Origin of the sequence: Pelosinus fermentans JBW45 (assembly GCF_000271665.2) — a bacterium.
In the GTDB taxonomy this organism is placed as follows: domain Bacteria; phylum Bacillota; class Negativicutes; order DSM-13327; family DSM-13327; genus Pelosinus; species Pelosinus baikalensis.
The window spans coordinates 1,615,233-1,633,583 of the sequence record NZ_CP010978.1 but is presented as its reverse complement, the minus strand read 5'-3'; the positions used below and the strand labels follow the sequence as shown (position 1 = coordinate 1,633,583).

The 18,351-nt window shown below is 39.7% G+C and carries 15 protein-coding genes and 1 riboswitch; of the genes, 1 reads left to right on the top strand and 14 read right to left on the bottom strand.

Annotation, left to right across the window (positions count from 1 at the left end; genetic code table 11):
* Window positions 1-169: 169 nt before the first annotated feature.
* The 8 genes from thiE to JBW_RS06740 form a co-directional block, all read right to left on the bottom strand.
* Window positions 170-799 (bottom strand): thiamine phosphate synthase, encoded by a 630-nt coding sequence (gene thiE, locus JBW_RS06775; RefSeq protein ID WP_007956822.1) that lies wholly within the window; start codon window positions 797-799, stop codon window positions 170-172.
* Window positions 792-1,604 carry a hydroxyethylthiazole kinase gene (gene thiM / locus JBW_RS06770; protein ID WP_007956823.1) on the bottom strand — a complete coding sequence of 271 codons (813 nt, stop codon included), beginning with the start codon at window positions 1,602-1,604 and terminating at the stop codon, window positions 792-794. Before thiM ends, thiE begins: the two co-directional genes overlap by 8 nt.
* Complete coding sequence (gene cytX, locus JBW_RS06765) at window positions 1,568-2,803, bottom strand: putative hydroxymethylpyrimidine transporter CytX (protein ID WP_007956824.1); 1,236 nt, start codon at window positions 2,801-2,803, stop codon at window positions 1,568-1,570. Before cytX ends, thiM begins: the two co-directional genes overlap by 37 nt.
* A complete protein-coding gene (gene thiD / locus JBW_RS06760; protein ID WP_007956825.1) occupies window positions 2,793-3,602 on the bottom strand; it encodes a bifunctional hydroxymethylpyrimidine kinase/phosphomethylpyrimidine kinase in 810 nt (269 codons plus the stop codon). The genes cytX and thiD overlap by 11 nt, the downstream gene beginning before the upstream one ends.
* 132 nt (window positions 3,603-3,734) lie before the next feature.
* Window positions 3,735-3,845, bottom strand: a riboswitch (TPP riboswitch).
* A gap of 247 nt (window positions 3,846-4,092) precedes the next feature.
* The gene (locus JBW_RS06755) at window positions 4,093-7,236 is read right to left on the bottom strand and encodes an efflux RND transporter permease subunit (RefSeq protein ID WP_007956826.1); all 3,144 of its coding nucleotides are present in this window, start codon (window positions 7,234-7,236) and stop codon (window positions 4,093-4,095) included.
* 11 nt (window positions 7,237-7,247) lie between these two features.
* Window positions 7,248-8,432 (bottom strand): efflux RND transporter periplasmic adaptor subunit, encoded by a 1,185-nt coding sequence (locus JBW_RS06750; RefSeq protein WP_036681076.1) that lies wholly within the window; start codon window positions 8,430-8,432, stop codon window positions 7,248-7,250.
* Window positions 8,433-8,697: 265 nt separating this feature from the next.
* Entirely contained in the window at window positions 8,698-9,342 is a 645-nt protein-coding gene (locus JBW_RS06745; RefSeq protein ID WP_007956828.1) for a glucosaminidase domain-containing protein, read from the bottom strand.
* 82 nt (window positions 9,343-9,424) lie between these two features.
* Window positions 9,425-10,048 carry a YczE/YyaS/YitT family protein gene (locus JBW_RS06740; protein WP_007956830.1) on the bottom strand — a complete coding sequence of 208 codons (624 nt, stop codon included), beginning with the start codon at window positions 10,046-10,048 and terminating at the stop codon, window positions 9,425-9,427.
* Between the two features lie 700 nt (window positions 10,049-10,748).
* Here JBW_RS06740 and JBW_RS06730 point away from each other — a divergent pair.
* Window positions 10,749-11,006 carry a hypothetical protein gene (locus JBW_RS06730; RefSeq protein WP_007956832.1) on the top strand — a complete coding sequence of 86 codons (258 nt, stop codon included), beginning with the start codon at window positions 10,749-10,751 and terminating at the stop codon, window positions 11,004-11,006.
* A 251-nt stretch (window positions 11,007-11,257) separates the two neighbouring features.
* Here the strand turns inward: JBW_RS06730 and JBW_RS06725 are convergent, their stop codons facing one another.
* The 6 genes from JBW_RS06725 to JBW_RS06700 all read right to left on the bottom strand — a co-directional run bounded on the left by JBW_RS06725 (window position 11,258) and on the right by JBW_RS06700 (window position 18,348).
* On the bottom strand, window positions 11,258-12,490 hold the full coding sequence (locus tag JBW_RS06725) for an aminopeptidase (protein ID WP_007956834.1): 1,233 nt from the start codon (window positions 12,488-12,490) through the stop codon (window positions 11,258-11,260).
* A 419-nt stretch (window positions 12,491-12,909) separates the two neighbouring features.
* Window positions 12,910-14,406: a DASS family sodium-coupled anion symporter gene (locus JBW_RS06720; RefSeq protein ID WP_007956836.1), complete on the bottom strand. Its 1,497-nt coding sequence runs from the start codon at window positions 14,404-14,406 to the stop codon at window positions 12,910-12,912.
* Between the two features lie 247 nt (window positions 14,407-14,653).
* Window positions 14,654-15,439 carry a polysaccharide deacetylase family protein gene (locus tag JBW_RS06715; protein ID WP_007956838.1) on the bottom strand — a complete coding sequence of 262 codons (786 nt, stop codon included), beginning with the start codon at window positions 15,437-15,439 and terminating at the stop codon, window positions 14,654-14,656.
* A 132-nt stretch (window positions 15,440-15,571) separates the two neighbouring features.
* Window positions 15,572-16,036: a Fe-S cluster assembly sulfur transfer protein SufU gene (gene sufU, locus JBW_RS06710; RefSeq protein WP_007956839.1), complete on the bottom strand. Its 465-nt coding sequence runs from the start codon at window positions 16,034-16,036 to the stop codon at window positions 15,572-15,574.
* Window positions 16,026-17,252 carry a cysteine desulfurase gene (locus JBW_RS06705; RefSeq protein WP_007956840.1) on the bottom strand — a complete coding sequence of 409 codons (1,227 nt, stop codon included), beginning with the start codon at window positions 17,250-17,252 and terminating at the stop codon, window positions 16,026-16,028. The genes sufU and JBW_RS06705 overlap by 11 nt, the downstream gene beginning before the upstream one ends.
* Window positions 17,245-18,348, bottom strand: coding sequence for a SufD family Fe-S cluster assembly protein (locus JBW_RS06700; protein WP_007956841.1), 1,104 nt, complete (start codon window positions 18,346-18,348; stop codon window positions 17,245-17,247). The genes JBW_RS06705 and JBW_RS06700 overlap by 8 nt, the downstream gene beginning before the upstream one ends.
* Between the last annotated feature and the right edge of the window lie 3 nt (window positions 18,349-18,351).

Sequence of the window (18,351 nt, the reverse complement as noted above, 5' to 3'; positions counted from 1 at the left end):
ACACTCCTCTTTTTCAAATGCTCGTCTTTCCTATAGCCTGCCCTTATTCAATGAGATTAACCTATGTCTTTTATACCATACTATCAGGAACTACACAACCCTTGTTTTTAAACAAAAAGTCCCGCAACGTCTTTATAATAAACTGTTGCAGGACTATCGTGTTGTGTTCTTATTTTTTTATAATGTGGCGAAGGTTACACGCTGCTTGATAAGGATCAGCAGAAGCAATAATCGCTGATACAACAGCTGCTCCATCCGCGCCAGCCTCCATCACATGTTGAATATTATTCTTTTCAATGCCGCCAATGGCAACAACAGGCACCGAGACTCCTTCTTTTATTCTCCTAAAAGCTGCTAAACTCACATGATCAGCATCGCTTTTTGTCCTGGTAGGAAATACGGCACCGACTCCTAAATAGTCCGCCCCTTCATCTTGGGCTTTCACAGCCTCTTCCAATGTGGAGGCTGATACACCAATGATTTTAGTAGGACCAAGTAATTTTCGTGCTACTGCTAAAGGCATATCTTCTTGCCCAATATGTACACCGTCAGCATCAATCGCTAACGCAATATCGATCCGATCATTGATTATGAAAGGCACCTTATATTTTCCAGTAATATGTTTTACCACCAAGGCTAACTCAAAAAACTCTAAAGTAGACACATTCTTCTCACGAATCTGTACTAAAGTAGCACCTCCTTTAATAGCCTCTTCCACTGTTGCCGCTAAATCCTTATTCCCCAGTAACTCTCGATCCGTTACTAAATATAGCGAGTAATCAACTGCTTTTTTATCCATTGGAAATGACACCGCCTTTTTTCATAAGCTCAGGAGTCATAGCCCACACGGCATCAAACAGCCGCATCCGAAAAGTACCGATTCCTTCTCCTGCCTGCAAAGACTGCTGTGCCAATTCCCCGGCTAAGCCCATGGTCATAATGCCTGCTGCCGCTCCCACAAACCACTCCTCAGTTGCTCCACAAAAAGAAGCAACCAATGATGTAGCCATACATCCTGTACCTGTAACTTGAGATAAAATAGGATGACCATTATTAATCAAGCAAACTTGATCTTCCTGAGCAATAATATCCTGCTTTCCGGTAATCGCAATTACACAGTTAAGCTTTTTAGAAAGCAGTTTGGCTACTGTTATTCCATCTTCTTCATCAGCAGTCGAATCAACACCCTTAATCTGCGCATCCAAGCCAGCCAAACTCTTCATTTCCGACATATTGCCACGAATGACCGACGGCCCCACTTCTTCTATGATTCGCTTGGCAGTGGCAGTTCGAAGACTGGTTGCTCCCACTCCCACGGGATCAAAAACAATGGGAATCCCTCGTTCTTTCGCCTTTTTGCCAACCGCCAGCATGGACTCAATACTCCGCGAATTTAAAGTTCCTATATTTAATACCAAAGAAGAAGCAAAGGAAACCATTTCTTCTACTTCTCCTATATCATCTGCCATAACAGGAGAAGCACCAATGGCCAGAGTTATATTGGCACAATCATTCACTGTCACATAGTTCGTAATATGATGTACCAGAGGCTTTTTGTTTTTTACAGTTATGAGGCTGTCGGATATTTTTTGCAGGATTTCCATTCTTTTGTATACCCCCAAATGATTTTATAAAGTAGTGACGTAAAGAGTAGAACCGGTATGGTTGCTCCCAGTACAAACTCCATGGTAATAAACTGATGATACATAATAACCCCTAAGGCCCAAACTGCTAGGGCACTCCAATTTACAAGAAGTTCCGGACGCAATTGCCTATTTTTAATAATAAAATACTCAGTTAATAGTACCGCAAATAATGGAGCAAAAACAGATCCAATGGCAAGGAGGAAATTTTCGTACTGCTCAATATTCACCCACAAAGCGATACCCGTGCCAATCACCGTCATAACTAAAGCAATTCTTTTCTCATCTAGCTTCGGAAAAATATTAGCGAAACTAACACCAGCAGAATAAGCATCTAAAAAAGTGGTTGTTACTGTTGCCAGCACAATAATGCCTAGAGCTGATAATCCTAAATTAGCGGCCAGCATCATGGCAGAAGGTTCGGGATTACCTGCAATAATAGCAGCGCCTAAGCCAATCAGATACATCCAGCAGCTACCTATAAAATAACCTAGTCCGCTGCCCAAAGCTGCACTTGTTCTGCTTTTAGCAAAGCGTGTATAGTCAGCAATCAGCGGCAGCCAGGACAATGGCATAATAACACTCAATTCTAATGCCTCACCAAAAGACATTCCTCCAATAGGCGGTGCACTTAAAGCGGTACTATCTTTAAATACTACATTGCTCAATAGTACCGTAATACCAAACAACAAAAACACGGCTAACATATTCACTTTCTTTAAGCCGCCCTCTCTACCAAGAGCGATCCACAGAAGAACTAAGCCGCCAATCCCCATGCTCCAAAGAGAGAGGTGATCCATTCCCCACAGCATTTTGCTGATTTCATTAGCTGACCGGGCTGCAGCAATAATCATAACTGCTGTCCACCCTACAAGCTGCAGCACATTTAACACTGAAAATAAATAAGATCCATATACGCCAAAAGAAATACGAGTAGAGACGATAGCTGGTATCCTTTCCTGGGTACCAATGATACCGCCCAGCACCAAAATAATTACACCAACCACATGACCAATCACAATGGCTATTACTCCGCTTTGAAAGCCAAGAGGAGCTAATAACCCTCCTGTTAAGATTTCAGCAATGGATATTGCCGCACCAAACCATAAAAATAAAAAGTGATTAAAACCTAATGCATTATTACTTGTTTCATTCGTCATTTAACATACCTGCGCCTTTATATAAATTATAAAAATGATGAACAGGACCAACACCTTTGCCAATAGCAAAGGAGTGTTCAATCGCCGTGTGAATATATTCCTTCCCCCTAGAAACTGCCTCTTGCGCAGAATACCCCCTAGCCAAATTGGCAGCAATTGCAGCTGACAAGGTGCAGCCTGTGCCATGGGTATTTTGCGTAGCAATTCGAGGTGTACTCAAATATTGATAACTTTCTCCATCAAATAAAATATCGGTAGCATCATCTTCCCGATGTCCGCCCTTTAGCAGTACATACTTCGGTCCTAATTGATGAATGAAGTTAGCAGCTTCTTCCATATCCTTCAAGCTATGAATCCTTAGCCCACTGATTTCCTCTGCCTCGGGAATGTTGGGGGTTACAACCGATGCTAAGGGCAGCAGGTAAGAAATCAATGCCTCTACTGCCTCGGGCTGCAACAAATAGTAACCGCTTTTCGATATCATTACGGGATCTACAACAATGTTCTGGGCATTATATTTTTTAAGACCTTTTGCTATGGCTTTAATCGTCTCCGTACGAGAAACCATGCCAATTTTCACAGCATCTACTGCAATGTCATCAAAAATAGCTTCGATCTGTTTATCAATCACAGCTACATCAATATCCTGTACAGCAAATACGCCTTGGGTATTTTGCGCTGTCACTGCTGTAATCACACTCATACCAAATACCCCATGTGCCGAAAAAGCCTTTAAATCTGCTTGAATACCAGCCCCGCCACTTGAATCAGAACCAGCTATCGTTAGTACCTTCTTCATATAAATTCCCCCTTATTGAAATCACAAAATTGTACTTAAATTATAAAAATGATTGAGGCGCAGAGGCGCAGAGAACGCTGAGAGGGAGTAATATAAAAAAGCACATCCATAAGGATGCGCTTTAGCATATACAAAGACTCTATCGCTCATCCCTCCGCTGGCATTACCCAGATCAGGTTAAAAAGGGTCATAGATTTCAGATCTATCTCTCAGCCGGCTCCTCCAGCTCCCCTTGACATGAATTATTCTTTTCCAGGCTCATCGTAACATATCTTACCTATCTTTTCAACCAAAGGATTTTACCGTTTGGCTTATAATTTGCAAATTTGCTGCCAAATATCAGTCTGACTCGCAGGCCTTCTAGACTCTTTTAATCATGAAAGAACCTCTTCCTCATTTAATATTGTATTCCTGTCCAGTTAAGAAAATAAACCCACTTATAAAAAGTGGGTTCATTTTCACTGCTATCTATTTTGCAAGACCTTCAACATTAAGAAACATCAATCTCTTTTTTATGCTTCTTTAATTTTTTAATGGAACCCACACCCTGTTCAATCAGGACAAACAGTACAGGAATTAAGAATATTCCCAGGATTGTCGCTGCCAGCATGCCGCCAACAACTGCCGTTCCCATAGAATTTCTTGCACCAGCACCAGCACCTGTAGCAACTACAAGAGGCAAACATCCAATAATGAAAGCTAATGACGTCATTATGATAGGACGTAACCGTAATTTAGCTGCCTCAATAGCGGCTGCAACGGGTTCCATTCCCTTATCAACCCTAACTTTGGCATATTCTACAATTAGAATTGCATTCTTAGCCGACAATCCAATGAGCATAACCATCCCAATTTGCATGTAAACATCATTTTGTAAATTACGTACGAATTGGAATAAAAATGCGCCGAATATACCTGTAGGGACTGATAAAAGAACTGCAAAAGGTATACCAAAACTTTCGTAAAGAGCTGCCAAGCATAAGAACACAAACAACAATGCAAAACCAAAGACATAAGGAGCACGACCACCAGATATCTTTTCTTCACGACTCTGATCAGCCCATTCATAGCCAAAACCACTAGGCAATGTCTGTGCTGCCACTTCTTCCAGTGCAGTTAATGCTTGCCCAGAGCTATATCCTAAAGCTGGATTACCCCCTACTTGAATCGTTCTGTACCCATTAAATCGTTTAATTACAGGAGGTGCTGTAATTGTTTGCGGTTTTAATAAGGTATTTAAAGGTACCATGGCTCCAGATGAACTACGAACAAAGAAGAAACGAGTTCCCTCTACATCATTACGGAACTGCTGTTCCGCTTGCATAACCACTTTATAAGATCGACCAAAACGGTTAAAATCATTAACCTGCACCCCACCAAGAAAGGTCTGTAATGCAGTAAATATATCGTTTACGGGAACGCCTAACTGCTCTGCTTTTTCTCGATCTACATCAAAACGATAACCAGGAGTATCAATTCCAAAAGTAGAGTAAATCATCCCAATTTCTGGACGCTTACGAGCAGCAGCCATAAATTCCTTAGAAACCCTATCTATTTCTTCAATGGTATTGCCGCCTTTATCTTGAATCATCATGGTAAAGCCACCTACGGTGCCAATACCCGGTAAGGAAGGAGCATTAAAGGAAACAACCTTGGCTTCAGGAACACGGGAACCATTTATCAAAACTTTCATAACTTGCTGCTCAACACCTAGTCCTGGCGCTGTTCGTTCATCCCAGTCCTTAAGTTTTGTAAAAACAATCGCAGAATTTGCTTTCTGAGCACCAGCCAAAATATCATAACCTTGAACTACAATAGTATCCTCTACACCTGGCAGAGCACGCATATCTTCTGCTATTTTATTAGCAACAGTAGCGGTACGACTCGCACTTGCCGCCTCGGGTAAGCTAATACTTGAAATAAAGTACCCTTGGTCTTCACTAGGAACAAAGGAAGACGGTACTAATTGAAATAGCTTCCCAGTCACTAGCAATAGTAATACCAAGAACACAATACCTAAAACTGACCGTTTAATTAGTTTCGCCAAACCTCTACCATATCGTTCTATTGTCGCCTCAAACACATCATTGAATTTGTTGAAGAATTTCTCTAACATACCTGAATGAGCATTGGGATCATGAGGTTTCAGGATTAACGCACAAAGTGCCGGCGTTAAAGATAAAGCAACAATGGCAGACAATGCCATCGACACTGCAATGGTTAAAGCAAACTGTTTGTATAAAACACCTGTTGTTCCTCCAAAAAAAGCGACAGGAATAAATACAGATGCCAACACAAAGGCAATCGCAACAACGGGACCTGATACTTCACTCATAGCCAATTTCGTTGCTTCTTTGGGAGTCATGCCATTATATCGCATATGATGCTCCACTGCTTCAATTACAATGATCGCATCATCTACCACAAGCCCTATGGCCAATACCATGGCAAAAAGGGTCAGAGTATTAATGGAAAAGCCCATCACCATAAACGCACCAAAAGTTCCAATTAAAGAAACCGGAATGGCGAGCATTGGAATGAGAGTAGCACGCCAGCTTTGCAGAAATAAAAATACGACCAAAAGCACCAGTACCAGTGCTTCTGCGAAAGTTTTCGCAACTTCCTTCATCGATTCTCGTACGAATTTCGTATTATCAACGACAGAATAATAAGCAACATCCGAAGGAAACTTTTTGGATGCTTCTTCTAATTTTTCTTGAACCTGCGTAATGGTTTCTAATGCGTTTGCATCAGTCGTAAGTTGGACAGCAAAAGCTACTGCATCATGTCCGTTAAGAAAAGACTGGAAGCCATACTCTTTGCCTCCCATTTCAACTTTGGCTATGTCTTTTATACGAATAAAGTTGCCATTCTGAGAGCTAACAATAATATTTTCAAACTCTTTTGGCTCAGTTAAACGCCCTTGTACTCTTGCCGTATATTGAAATTCTTGCTGAGAAGAAGTCGGTCTTTGACCAATAGTTCCCGCTGGAGCCTGGATATTCTGAGTACTAATAGCATTCGAGACGTCACTCCCCGTGAGTTTCAACTGAGCCATTTTGTCTGGCTGCAACCAGATTCTCATACCATAATCGGCACCATATTCCATGATGTTCCCTACACCTTTGATTCTTTTCAAATCTTCGATAAGGTAAATGCTGCCATAATTCTTTAAGAAAGTACTATCATAGCTTCCCTTAGGAGACCATAAGGTAAAGATTAGAGAATTATCTGGAGAAACTTTACGAGTTGTAAGACCTGCTGTGGTAACTTCCGAAGGAAGAGACGCATTGGCTTGTGCTACCCGATTTTGGGTTTGTACCGTTGCCATATCAGGATTTTTACTCAAATCAAACTTTGCAGTCAACGAGTAGGAACCTGAATCAGAACTCGTTGATTGCATTGAAACCATATCTTCTGTCCCATTGACTTGTAGTTCAATCAATTGGGCCATCGTCTGTTCTACAACTTCAGCATTCGCACCTGTATAACTACCACTTACACTAACTTGCGGTGGTGTAATTTGCGGATATTGGGCTATCGGCAAATTAAATGCTGATATTGAACCAATTAATACAATAACAATCGATAATACGATCGCAAAAATGGGACGATCAATAAAAAACTTAGCCACCAGATTACCTCCTATTGCTTCGCCGGAGTTTGTAAATCATCCGGGCCAATCATTGTTACCGTTACAGGTGTTCCTGGCGGAGTCTTTAAAAAGCCTTCTACAACAACACGGTCATTTTCTGTCAAACCCTCTTCCACTACCCACATGTTACCAATTTTTGTGCCCATTTTAACTGCTCGTGTTTCTGCTTTCTCACCTTCGCCAACCACAGTAACGAGAGTCTTATCCAGCATTTGCTGAACAGCTCTTTGCGGAATTAAGAGAGCGCCTGAGCGCACTTCACTTTGTACCGCAACACGAGCGAACATACCGGGAACCAGAAGCTTGTTAGGATTGGCAAAAGACGCTTTAAAACTCAGTGTACCTGTACCAGTTGCTAAGCCTTTATCTACCTGTTCGATTTGCCCAGTGATTGGGTAGGTAGATCCGTCGCTGAGAATCAGCTTCAAATCCCGTCCCCACTCTGCTGGAGAAGCACCTTTATTTTTAGCAAACTGTAAATATTCATTTTCACTCATACTAAACTTTACCATGACTGGGTCAACGGAAGAAATCGTAGCCATGATTGTTGATCCTGCCGTTACAAAGCTGCCAATACTTAAATCATTAATATCAATCCTGCCATTCAATGGAGAAAGAATCATTGTGTCCTGAATATCTTCCTGTGCTTGCTGCACTTTAGCCCAATTGGCATTAGCTGCAGCGGTATTTTGTTTTTCCTCTGCCAATGCATTATCTAGAGTCTCCTGGGCAATGGCACCTTGAGCCGCAAGTTGGTTATATCTGTCAACATCCTTGCGAGATTTGGCTAGCAAGGCTTCTGCTTGAGCAGCTGTTGCCTGATTTGTCAGCAACGCGGAATTATATTGACGACTGTCAATGCGAAATATTGGCTGCCCCTCTGTTACTTCAGCTCCACCGGTTACCATTTTATCCACAATATTACCAGAAACCTTAGCCCGTACTTGAACTTCATTTTTGGCCTCTATTGTCCCAACAAATTCATATGCAATTGGAGTATCTTTCCTAGCCACCTGCATCGCTTTTACTGCCACAGCCTGCGGTGCTGGTGCTGCCTGCTTGCTGCAGCCGCTTATTATCACCATACTAAAAATAATTAATGCCATATAATTGCGCCATCTTACATTTGAACTTATGCGAACCAAATTATTTACCTCCCTTAACTCTGCTAACACTAATTTTTACTTTCTTGCCTGCTGCTACTCCACTGTTGTATTCACTGTCATAAACACCTCTATGGAATATACCTTATGTAAGGTAGAATTTTCCAATCTATATCGAAACCACTCCTTTTCAAAATGACTATTCAGTCAATCTTATTTTTATTCGACGAATTTATTACAATCCCTTCCTGCAAATTACTTTTTTTATTTTTGTGCCGGTCTTTTTTTTTAAGTTAAAGATTAAAAAAAGATGTCAAATAAAGACACTTTTTTCTGATTATTCTTCCATTAGAATTTTTTCATGAATTTTTAGTATCATCTGCCCATAGGTCTTCCCAGGGACAGCCCACTTACCATTTAAATCCGTCCATGTAAGAGATTGCCCGAACTTATCTGTACTTTTCACTAGATTATATCGGGGATCAACAATAGACAGCGCTGGCGGCCTCGTTGTCGTATAAGCCAACAAATGTTGAATCTGCGCCCTAACACCAATTTGCGCCGAAGGGAACCACGCCCCCTTGACACCGTTACCTGTTGTACCCAGTCCACAGTAATTATTCTGTAATGGTATCACATCACCACCATAACGAAAATTGCCCGTTTCATGTAATGCTTGTGCAAATGCTAAATCTGGACGTATTCCTTCCAATCCTGCCTCTTGGTAATAGTACTCAACCAATTGCTTGGGAGTGGTTGTAAGCAAAGGCAAGGGATTTCGCTTTAGAAGATACGTTACACATTGTTCTTGCGTGGCAATTGATGATCCCATTATCGTAAAATCGACTACGACTTCATTCTTTAAATAATTTTTTTTAATCGTTGTAGGTTGAAAATTTCCAAAAGCCAAGGTATTGGATATGGAGATTATCCAAAGGAACATCAACCCAAAACATATTTTAATAAAGCTAAATTTCCTCACTTTCTACCTCCCATAAATCACATTCCTTCCATATAAAGAACTATTTTACAAATATCTATATAATCCTGCTGCCATTTTTCTTTTATTGTTCTAACCGAATGGTTAAAGAATCATGCTCTATCTCCTGAGCCTTTTTTCCCACAAGGGAAAAAGCCCATTGGACGGAAGGTCCCAACGTCAAAGCAATAATGATGGTACCAATACCAATCGGTCCTCCTAGAAAGTAGCCTAAAATTGCAATACTACTTTCAATGACAGTTCTAACTTTCCACACTGGATAACCTGTTTTAGTAACCGCTCCCACCATGAAGCTATCTCTAGGACCGGCCCCCAGAGCAGCAGAAAGATAAAAAAAACTTCCCCAGCCAATAATTAAGATACCTGCCAGTAAGAGCCCGCTTTGGAATACCCAATAAGTAGGATCAGGAATCCACTTATTATCCATAATTACATCCATAAAAAAACCAATGAAATACATATTAGCAATGGTACCCCAGCCTGGCTTCATTCCTAAAAAGCAACTGGCAACAATCACTAAAATTCCTGTTAACTGGGATACTTGCCCTAAGGTCAATGGAAGATAATGAATTAATCCTAGATGAAGAGCATCCCATGGTGATGTTCCCAAATTGCTCTTAATGGTCATTACAATTCCAAGAGCAAAAAGAAATAATCCCCAAAATAAGAAAATGAATCTTTTTATCATGCGTTGATTTCCTCCTGTTAGTACAGTCTCAACTCTGAATCTATAAGTATATAGGATTAGAATTGATGCTGTATTTTTATAAATATGCTACATAGAAGTTATCAATACATGATAACAAACTTCCCGATTCAAAACTTGCTGCTTACTTGATTCATGAAACAAAGGAGCATTGTTGATGTTAATTAACAATGCCTCCACTATTCTTATTTTCTTATCTTACTTCATGGCTTACTCAAGATCAAGAACAATATCTGCAGGATGCCAACAGATAAGCGTATCAAGCTGGGAGACCTATAATTTGTCCTGCCTACTTATGATGCCCCTCCCGCTATCATAAGCTTTTTCTCCAGCCATTTTTGAATCCATCCCACAGCAATAACCCATTACCCAGTAAAATACAACCAGAGTAAAAAATATAAAAAATAAGGCGAGCGCAATTAATTCATGCGCCCAGCCTTCAGATTTCTGATCAGCAATGGGATTCATTTAAATTTAATCATATTAAATTGTATCACTAAATCTCCATGAAATTATCAATATTTTACCATTCCAGATAACCTATGTCAATTTTTTATTGTTTTCTATATAAAACAATAAAAATTGATTACTCGAATAATAAATATCTATTAATAAAAATTTTCTTGAAAGGAAATACTATATAACTGTCGAAGTAAACAAAAAAAGTAGAGGAGTGATTACCTTGGCTAAACATGAGAACTTTCAAATAGAAATCGGCGATACAGAAAGAAGTATTGAAGAAATTATCGACAATATCCGTAAGTCAAACTTACCGATTCTCCATATTAAACAAGTATCTACTTTTTCCCGTAAAACAGGCAGCGGCGCCACGCTTGCTCTTCAATTAACACCTGACGCAGTCAACGAAAAAGACTTAAAAGATCAATTAAATGAGTATGGCGGTTGCATGTATCAAGTCGCCTCCGTTATTAAATCATAATAACATCAATTCATGGAAAAGTTAAAAGTCGCAGCAATGACCAAGATAATACTATCTCCACAACTACTCAAAGCATTTCATTAAACATCGGTGCCGCCTATATCGTTCAACTTGAGCAGTAAAGCATCCAAAGTGTTCGTATAAGTATATTCTTTGAATAACTACAACAGCAAACTAAGCAGAATGTGACCATCTTCTCAGCTGAGAAGACGGTCACATTCTGCTTAAATACTATTAATTACTTACTATTTTCAGAAAGCAAAATCACCATTTTTAAATACGGGTATTTCTTTCCCTGCTGCTGTCGTTCCAATGATTTCAAGATCCTTGGTTCCGATCATAAAATCTACATGTACCAAAGAATCATTGACACCTAATGCTTCTAATTCTTCTTTTGCCAAATTCTCACCATCTTTGATGCACACAGGATACGCTTTTCCTATAGCCAAGTGGCATGAAGCGTTTTCATCAAATAACGTATTAAAATACAGGATATTTGAATTGGAGATTGGTGAATTGTAAGGCACCAAAGCCACTTCACCAAGATAATAAGAACCCTCGTCTGTCTCAATCAGTCCTTTTAGAATCTCATACCCCTGCTCAGCAGTAAAATCAACGATCTTCCCATCTTTAAACGTAAGAGAAAAATGATCAATGACATTGCCATTATAATTTAATGGCTTTGAGCTCACTACGGTACCTTGAATACCTGTTTTTTTAGGTAAAGTAAATACTTCTTCCGTTGGCATATTGGCGACAAATTCCAATCCTTCCGGAGTATATTCCGAACCACCAAGCCATATATGATTCTTAGGAAGTTCGATCTTCAAATCCGTACCTAATGAATTTTTATACTGCAGATACTGAAATTGATTCGAATTTAAGAAATCTGAACTTTTCTTTAAATTTTGCTTATGCTCTTCCCAAGCTGCAACTGGATCTTGTGTATCGACTCTCACCGTTTTAAGAATAGCATCCCAGAGCTTAGCAACCGCTTCATCCTCTGATAATTCAGAAAAAACTTTTTTAGCCCAAGATTTAGTAGGAATGGATACAACACACCAGGTATTTTTATTACTCATCAATCTTTCTCTATATTCTTTGAGTGCCGTGTTACTGGCTTTCTGCACCTTTACTAATCTTCCAGGATTCACATCCTTGAGAAGTTCAGGATCAGATGCGGCAATGCTGACAAAAGCCGCTCCTTGTTTTACATAAGACAAATAATAATCCTTCTGCCACTCTGGAAACTCTTCAAACACCTCTTCCGGTGCCTGCAGGAATCGAATCTTAGACAATAACTCATCTTTCCAGGTAACAACAACATCTCTTGCGCCCTCTTCATAAGCATACTGGGCTATCATTCTGGTAAAAGAGGCACATTCGATGGGCGAAGCAATTACCAAGGTTTGCCCTTTTTGAATATTAACCCCCGTTTTTACAATAAGACGTGCATATTTTTCCAGCATTGTATGATCCATCATTTTTCCCCTAGCTAATTTCTATCAAACGAGATAGAAATCACTACGTTTCACTCCCCTCATATTTACCTTCATCAACACTCTTACTACAAAGATTTTTCACATTCCTATCCTATTACCTACAAAGGAAAAGTAAGCATCCATGGCGTAATAAAATTAAAGGCATATTTTTCTTATTTTAACATTCAATATACGATGTAACAACTATCTTATTTAATAAGGATACACGCATAATAAAACTATGTAAAATTTAGTAAAGAAAAATAGTTCAATTTACTGTTTTGATGATTTAATTTTGAAGAACAAAAATGCAAAGGTTATGAAGCTTTCGACAAAAAGATATCTTTAGCTTAACACATATTTCTATCTTTTATGCAACAGATAAAATAAAAGGAAGTAGCATCATGCTACTTCCTTTTATTTTAAACTAATCCTAGCCACTTCCAATACGTAGCACCTAGTATCATGATCAAAAGATAGGCGATAACGGTTAATGGAATACCTGTTTTGATAAAGTCCTTTACTTCAAAGGTTTCAGTACCATAGGCCACCATATTCTGTGGCGCATTAACTGGTAAAATAAAGCCAAAGCTCACAACATACTGTAAGATCATCGTCATTCCTACTATATTGACGCCTGGAGTCTTCACACCCTGCAGTATGGATATAATAATTGGTATCATAGCTGCCGCCAGCGCCGTAGCACTGGCAAATCCAAGGTGAATAATAATAAGAAATGCTGATAAAACTGCCAGAATCATTAATATTGGCATCGTTTGCAAGCCAAAAATGGCAACAATAATCTTTGCAAGCCATGTAGCAGCTTTGGTCGAAAGAAGTGCCGAACCAAGACTAATACCGACCCCGAATAAGAGTAATGTTCCCCAAGGTATTTTAGACTGAGCTTCCTTCCAGGTCATAATACCAATACCAGGTAATAGCATAATTGCAATGGCAGCAATGGTCGTAGAAGAAGTGTCGAAGGGATGCAGAATCTTCTCCGTTGCCCATAAAACAAGAAGTATTACCGATATTATCATTAACTTCTTTTCATTTAATTTCATAGGTCCAAGTTCAGTCAAAGCTTTAGCAACCGCTTCTTTTCCACCTGCAATTTCATCTGTTTCAGGAGGCATCAGTTTCATTAGCACGTAGTACAAAGCCACGGACATAAAAATGGAAAAAGGAACAGCAGCGATAAACCAATCTAGCCAGCTAATATAAATACCAAGCTGCTTCTCAATAAAGCCTAATGCAATCATATTTTGAGCAGCTGCCGTCTTAATCCCTACATTCCAAATGCTATCCGCTTGCGCTACGGCAATCATCATCATCCCCGCAAACTTACTCTTATGTTCTACACCAAATGCCCCTATAATCCCCATAACAATAGGAACCATACAAGACACACGTGCAGTAGTACTTGGCACAAAGAAGCTAAGAATAAACCCTACCAATATTACACCAATTAGTACCCTATTGGTTTTAGCGCCGATTTTTGATAGAACAAATAAGGCAATTCTCTTATCTAGCCCCGTCTGCATCATGGCAGCTGCAATAAAAAGAGCTCCACCCACTAATGCGAGTGCCGTATTACTAAAACCGTCTAATGCCATCCTTAAGCCTTGAGCCGTTCCTATTATTGTTTTTGGATCAGCCTCATTAGGAGATATCCCAACCAGGAAAGCCATCAACGCCATGATAACAGCAGCACTAGCCGGATAGGATATCGTGTCTGTCATCCAAATAATAACAGAAAACACTAGAATAGCAAGCATCCTATGGCCTGCTATAGGTAATCCTTCAGGGGTAGGCATGAGAACAATGCCAAGTAATATCAATGCACCTATAATTAAACCAAAACGTTTTAGAAATGATTGTTCTACAGATTGAATTTCTGACTTAGTTGGTGCTGCCATTCTACATCCTCCTTATGATTTAATCACTGAACGCTACGCCTAGTTCTTCTATATTATACTATTTACTCCTCAATGTAACTAGAAAATTGAACCCCAACACCAAAATAGCCGTCTGAAATGCTTATTTCCTTTCAAAAATATCCTCTATAATAAAAATAACGAGGCTGCCCCTTTTCGTTTGCATTTTGAGGGCAGCCCCGGATTTATTAAATTGAAAGCAGAGCACCCTTACCTAAAAGCATTCTGCTTATTTTTCATAAGGCTGAAGCTCTAATAATTCTGGAATGGTAACAAATGCATATCCTTGTTTTTTTAATTCTTCAATCATAATTGGCAAGGCTTCTACACTGCCACCTAAATGAGGATTGACCCCATTATGCTGTAAAATGATATAGCCATTTTTCATTTTAGGCACTACCCGCTCCTTAACAGTTGCAGCATCTGGTCCCTGCCAGTCATCCGTATCCAAGGACCACAAGATAATCTTATTATTTCTGGAGTAAATTGCAGTATCTGCTATTTCATTATGAAAACCAAAGGGCGGTCGCACTAGTGTAGGTGTTTTCCCGATAATGCGATTGATTACAAGCGCACATTCGGCGATTTCTTTTGTTACGCTTGGGGCATCCAACTTTGTTAGATCAGCATGATCAAAGGTATGATTGCCAATAATATGTCCTTCTTCATCAATTTTCCTTAGCATATCTGGATATACTTTAGCTTGCTTGCCAATCACAAAGAAAGTTGCCTTTATGTCCTTTTCTTTCAAAATTGCCAGAATCTTAGGCGTCCAGTCATTCTCTGGTCCATCATCAAAGGTTAAGGCGACCTTTTTATCATGTGCGCTGCCGGCCCAATACAACTTTCCAGGAATATTATTCCCCCTCTTATATTTATCATTATCAGCTGGAGTCGTCTCCTCCCCCATCTCAGGAATTACCTGGGTTTCTGGTTTTTTCGCAGGAGTACAAGACGTCACTAACAAAATGATGCTAAGTAAACCACAGAGTAGTAAAAGTTTCTGCTTGTTCATAGTATCCCCCCTTGTTAGCTTAACACACCCTTCTGTCTTTTATACAAGCAATTACACCAGCCTCCGCCAGGAAAAGAATAAGAAAAAAGACTCATCCGATAATGAGTCTTCTTTGGTGTATCATGCAGTCATTTAATGGGATGATTGGCTGCTTTCACTTGTTTTTCCTTCTTCTGTTGTAATCGCGCTTTCCAGTGTATGCCATGATAAAACTGCACATTTCACTCTGGCAGGCATGTTGGAAATATTTTGTAAGGCAACTGCTTCATCTAATATTTCCAATTGCTCCTCCTCCGTGATCTCCCGTTTGATCATGCCTAGAAAGGTATCAATCAGCAGTTGTGCTTTTTCAATGGTCTGCCCGCGAACCAAATCAATCATCATTGATGTAGAAGCTTGGGAAATCGCGCAGCCAACCCCCGTAAAGGAAGCATCTTGGATGATATTCTTCTCTACCTTTAATGCGAGTTCTATTTCATCGCCGCAGCTTGGGTTTCTGCCCTTTAGGATCACCGTAGGATTTTCCATCTGTTTTTTATTTCGCTTTGATTTATTATGCTCTGCAATAATTTCCGTATAAATCTCACTAAGATCCATAGCCAAGCACTCCCCTGACACGTCCTAAGGCATTTATCAATGCATCTACATCTTCACGTGTATTATAAAAATAAAAACTAGCACGACATGTTGCATTCACTCCAAGATATTGCATCAAGGGATGCGCACAATGATGACCAGCTCGTATAGCAATCCCATCGGCATCCAAAATAGAGGATACATCATGGGGATGAATATCTTTTACATTAAAAGATATTACCCCGGTCTTTTTCGAAAGATCTTCGCATCCATAAAGAGTAATAAAAGGGAGCTGTTGAAGTTTCGGTATCGCATAATGAATTAATTCTTTTTCAATCTGTTCTATATTGGAAAAACCGACCTTCTCAACATAGTCTATGGCTGCTGACAGTCCTAAGACTCCTCCCACATTTTGTGTTCCCGCTTCAAATTTAGCTGGCAGTGGTGCAAAAGAAGTATCCTGTTCCCATACATACTCAATCATATCTCCGCCGCTTAAGAAAGGCGGCATTTTATCCAACAATTGTTCTTTACCGTATAGTACGCCGACTCCCATAGGAGCCAACATCTTGTGTCCCGAGAAGACTAAGAAATCAACATCTAATACTTTTACATCCACGGAAAAGTGAGGAACACTTTGTGCACCATCAACAATCACAACAGCCCCCACGCTATGCGCCTTATGCACAATCTTTTCAATGGGGTTGATAATACCAAGCACATTTGATACCTGGGTAACCGCTACGATTTTGGTTCTGCTGCTAATTTTCTTTTCGATTTCCTCATCCGTTAGAATGCCGGCTTCATTCACATATAAATATTGTAACGTAGCTCCCTTCGCTTTAGCCACCTGCTGCCAAGGCACGATATTGCTGTGATGCTCAGCAATAGAAATAACAATTTCATCACCGGGATTAATAAAGGTCATACCATAGCTATAAGCCAATAAATTTAAAGATTCGGTGGCATTCTTAGTGAAAATAATTTCACTTGTTTTTTCTGCCCCCAAGAATTTTCTAACCTTCTCTCGAGCATCTTCATAAATTTGAGTAGCCGTAACACTTAACTCGTAAGCGCCTCGATGAGGATTGGCATTAAAGGATGCATAATATTCTTGAACAGCATTGATAACCGAGAGAGGTTTTTGAGTTGTAGCTCCATTATCAAGGTAAACAAGCCGTTTTCCATTCATCGTTTTTTGCAAGATAGGAAAATCATTGACGTAATTATTAGACATGATTTAGCCGCCTCCTTAGATACATAGAAATTGTATCTCTCAATTCGATCACTGGTACTTTTTCCAGAATGGGCTGAAATTCAGCTTCGATAATTAATTTTTTTGCCTCTACTTCACTAAGCCCTCTGCTCATCAGATAAAAAAGTTTATTTTCATCCATTTTTCCTGTACTAACAGCATGTTGCCCTTCAACCGCATCTTCCCCACACAGCATCAGTGGTGTCGAACGATTCCGTACGGTTGGACTTAATAAAACCGTATATTCCTCTTCTTTGCCCTTAGAGCCGCTGGACCCCTTAATAAAGTCCAATGTACCTTTAAAGACTTTTTGACTGTGATCTAAGAGTACGCCTCGTGCTTCTATACTGCTCAAAGATTCACGAGCCTGATGGGTCTGTACATAATTAATATCAATTTTACGATTCTGATCACCAAAATAGAGAGAATGAATCGTTCCAGTGCTGTTTTTCCCCACCAATTGTGTTCTACATCCTGTAATGGTTTGTAGGGCACCTAGTTCTATCAAGGTGAAATCAACCTGCCCTTTTTCATCAGTGATCGCACTAATGGTATCGACATGAGTATCTTGGTCAGCCAGCATTTGCACTTTAATTAAATGAACAACAGCCCCCCGCTTAGCAAAAACTTTGGTCACACCACTGTGAAACCCATTTTTAGTACAGGAAGATGTATAGTTGATGATAATGTTCACCTCGCTTTTTTCATGAGCAAGGATAAAGTGGTCATCTACTAGAGTTGGATTTTCCTCATCTAAGTCATATTGAAGGATAATAGGAGTTCCTATTTTCTCCCCTTCTTCTATTTCAATGAAATAACCGCTGTTTTGATTCTTCTTAACAAAGTCTCTCATTGCTTCACTCGCGCCAACGTCCATTTTCTTTTCCATAAATTTAATGGTATCTCTATTCAAGCGGATATCTGTAATGGTTACTCCCTTTTCTGAGCCTTTCGTTATAGGCTGCTTGGAGTAATCCGTTATAGCAGGAATATCAGCTTCAAGGACAGCACTATTAACACCTAGCCAATTCCAGGTTTTTACTGGAATCGGGCTTAAATTCTTCTGTAGTTTTTCCATATC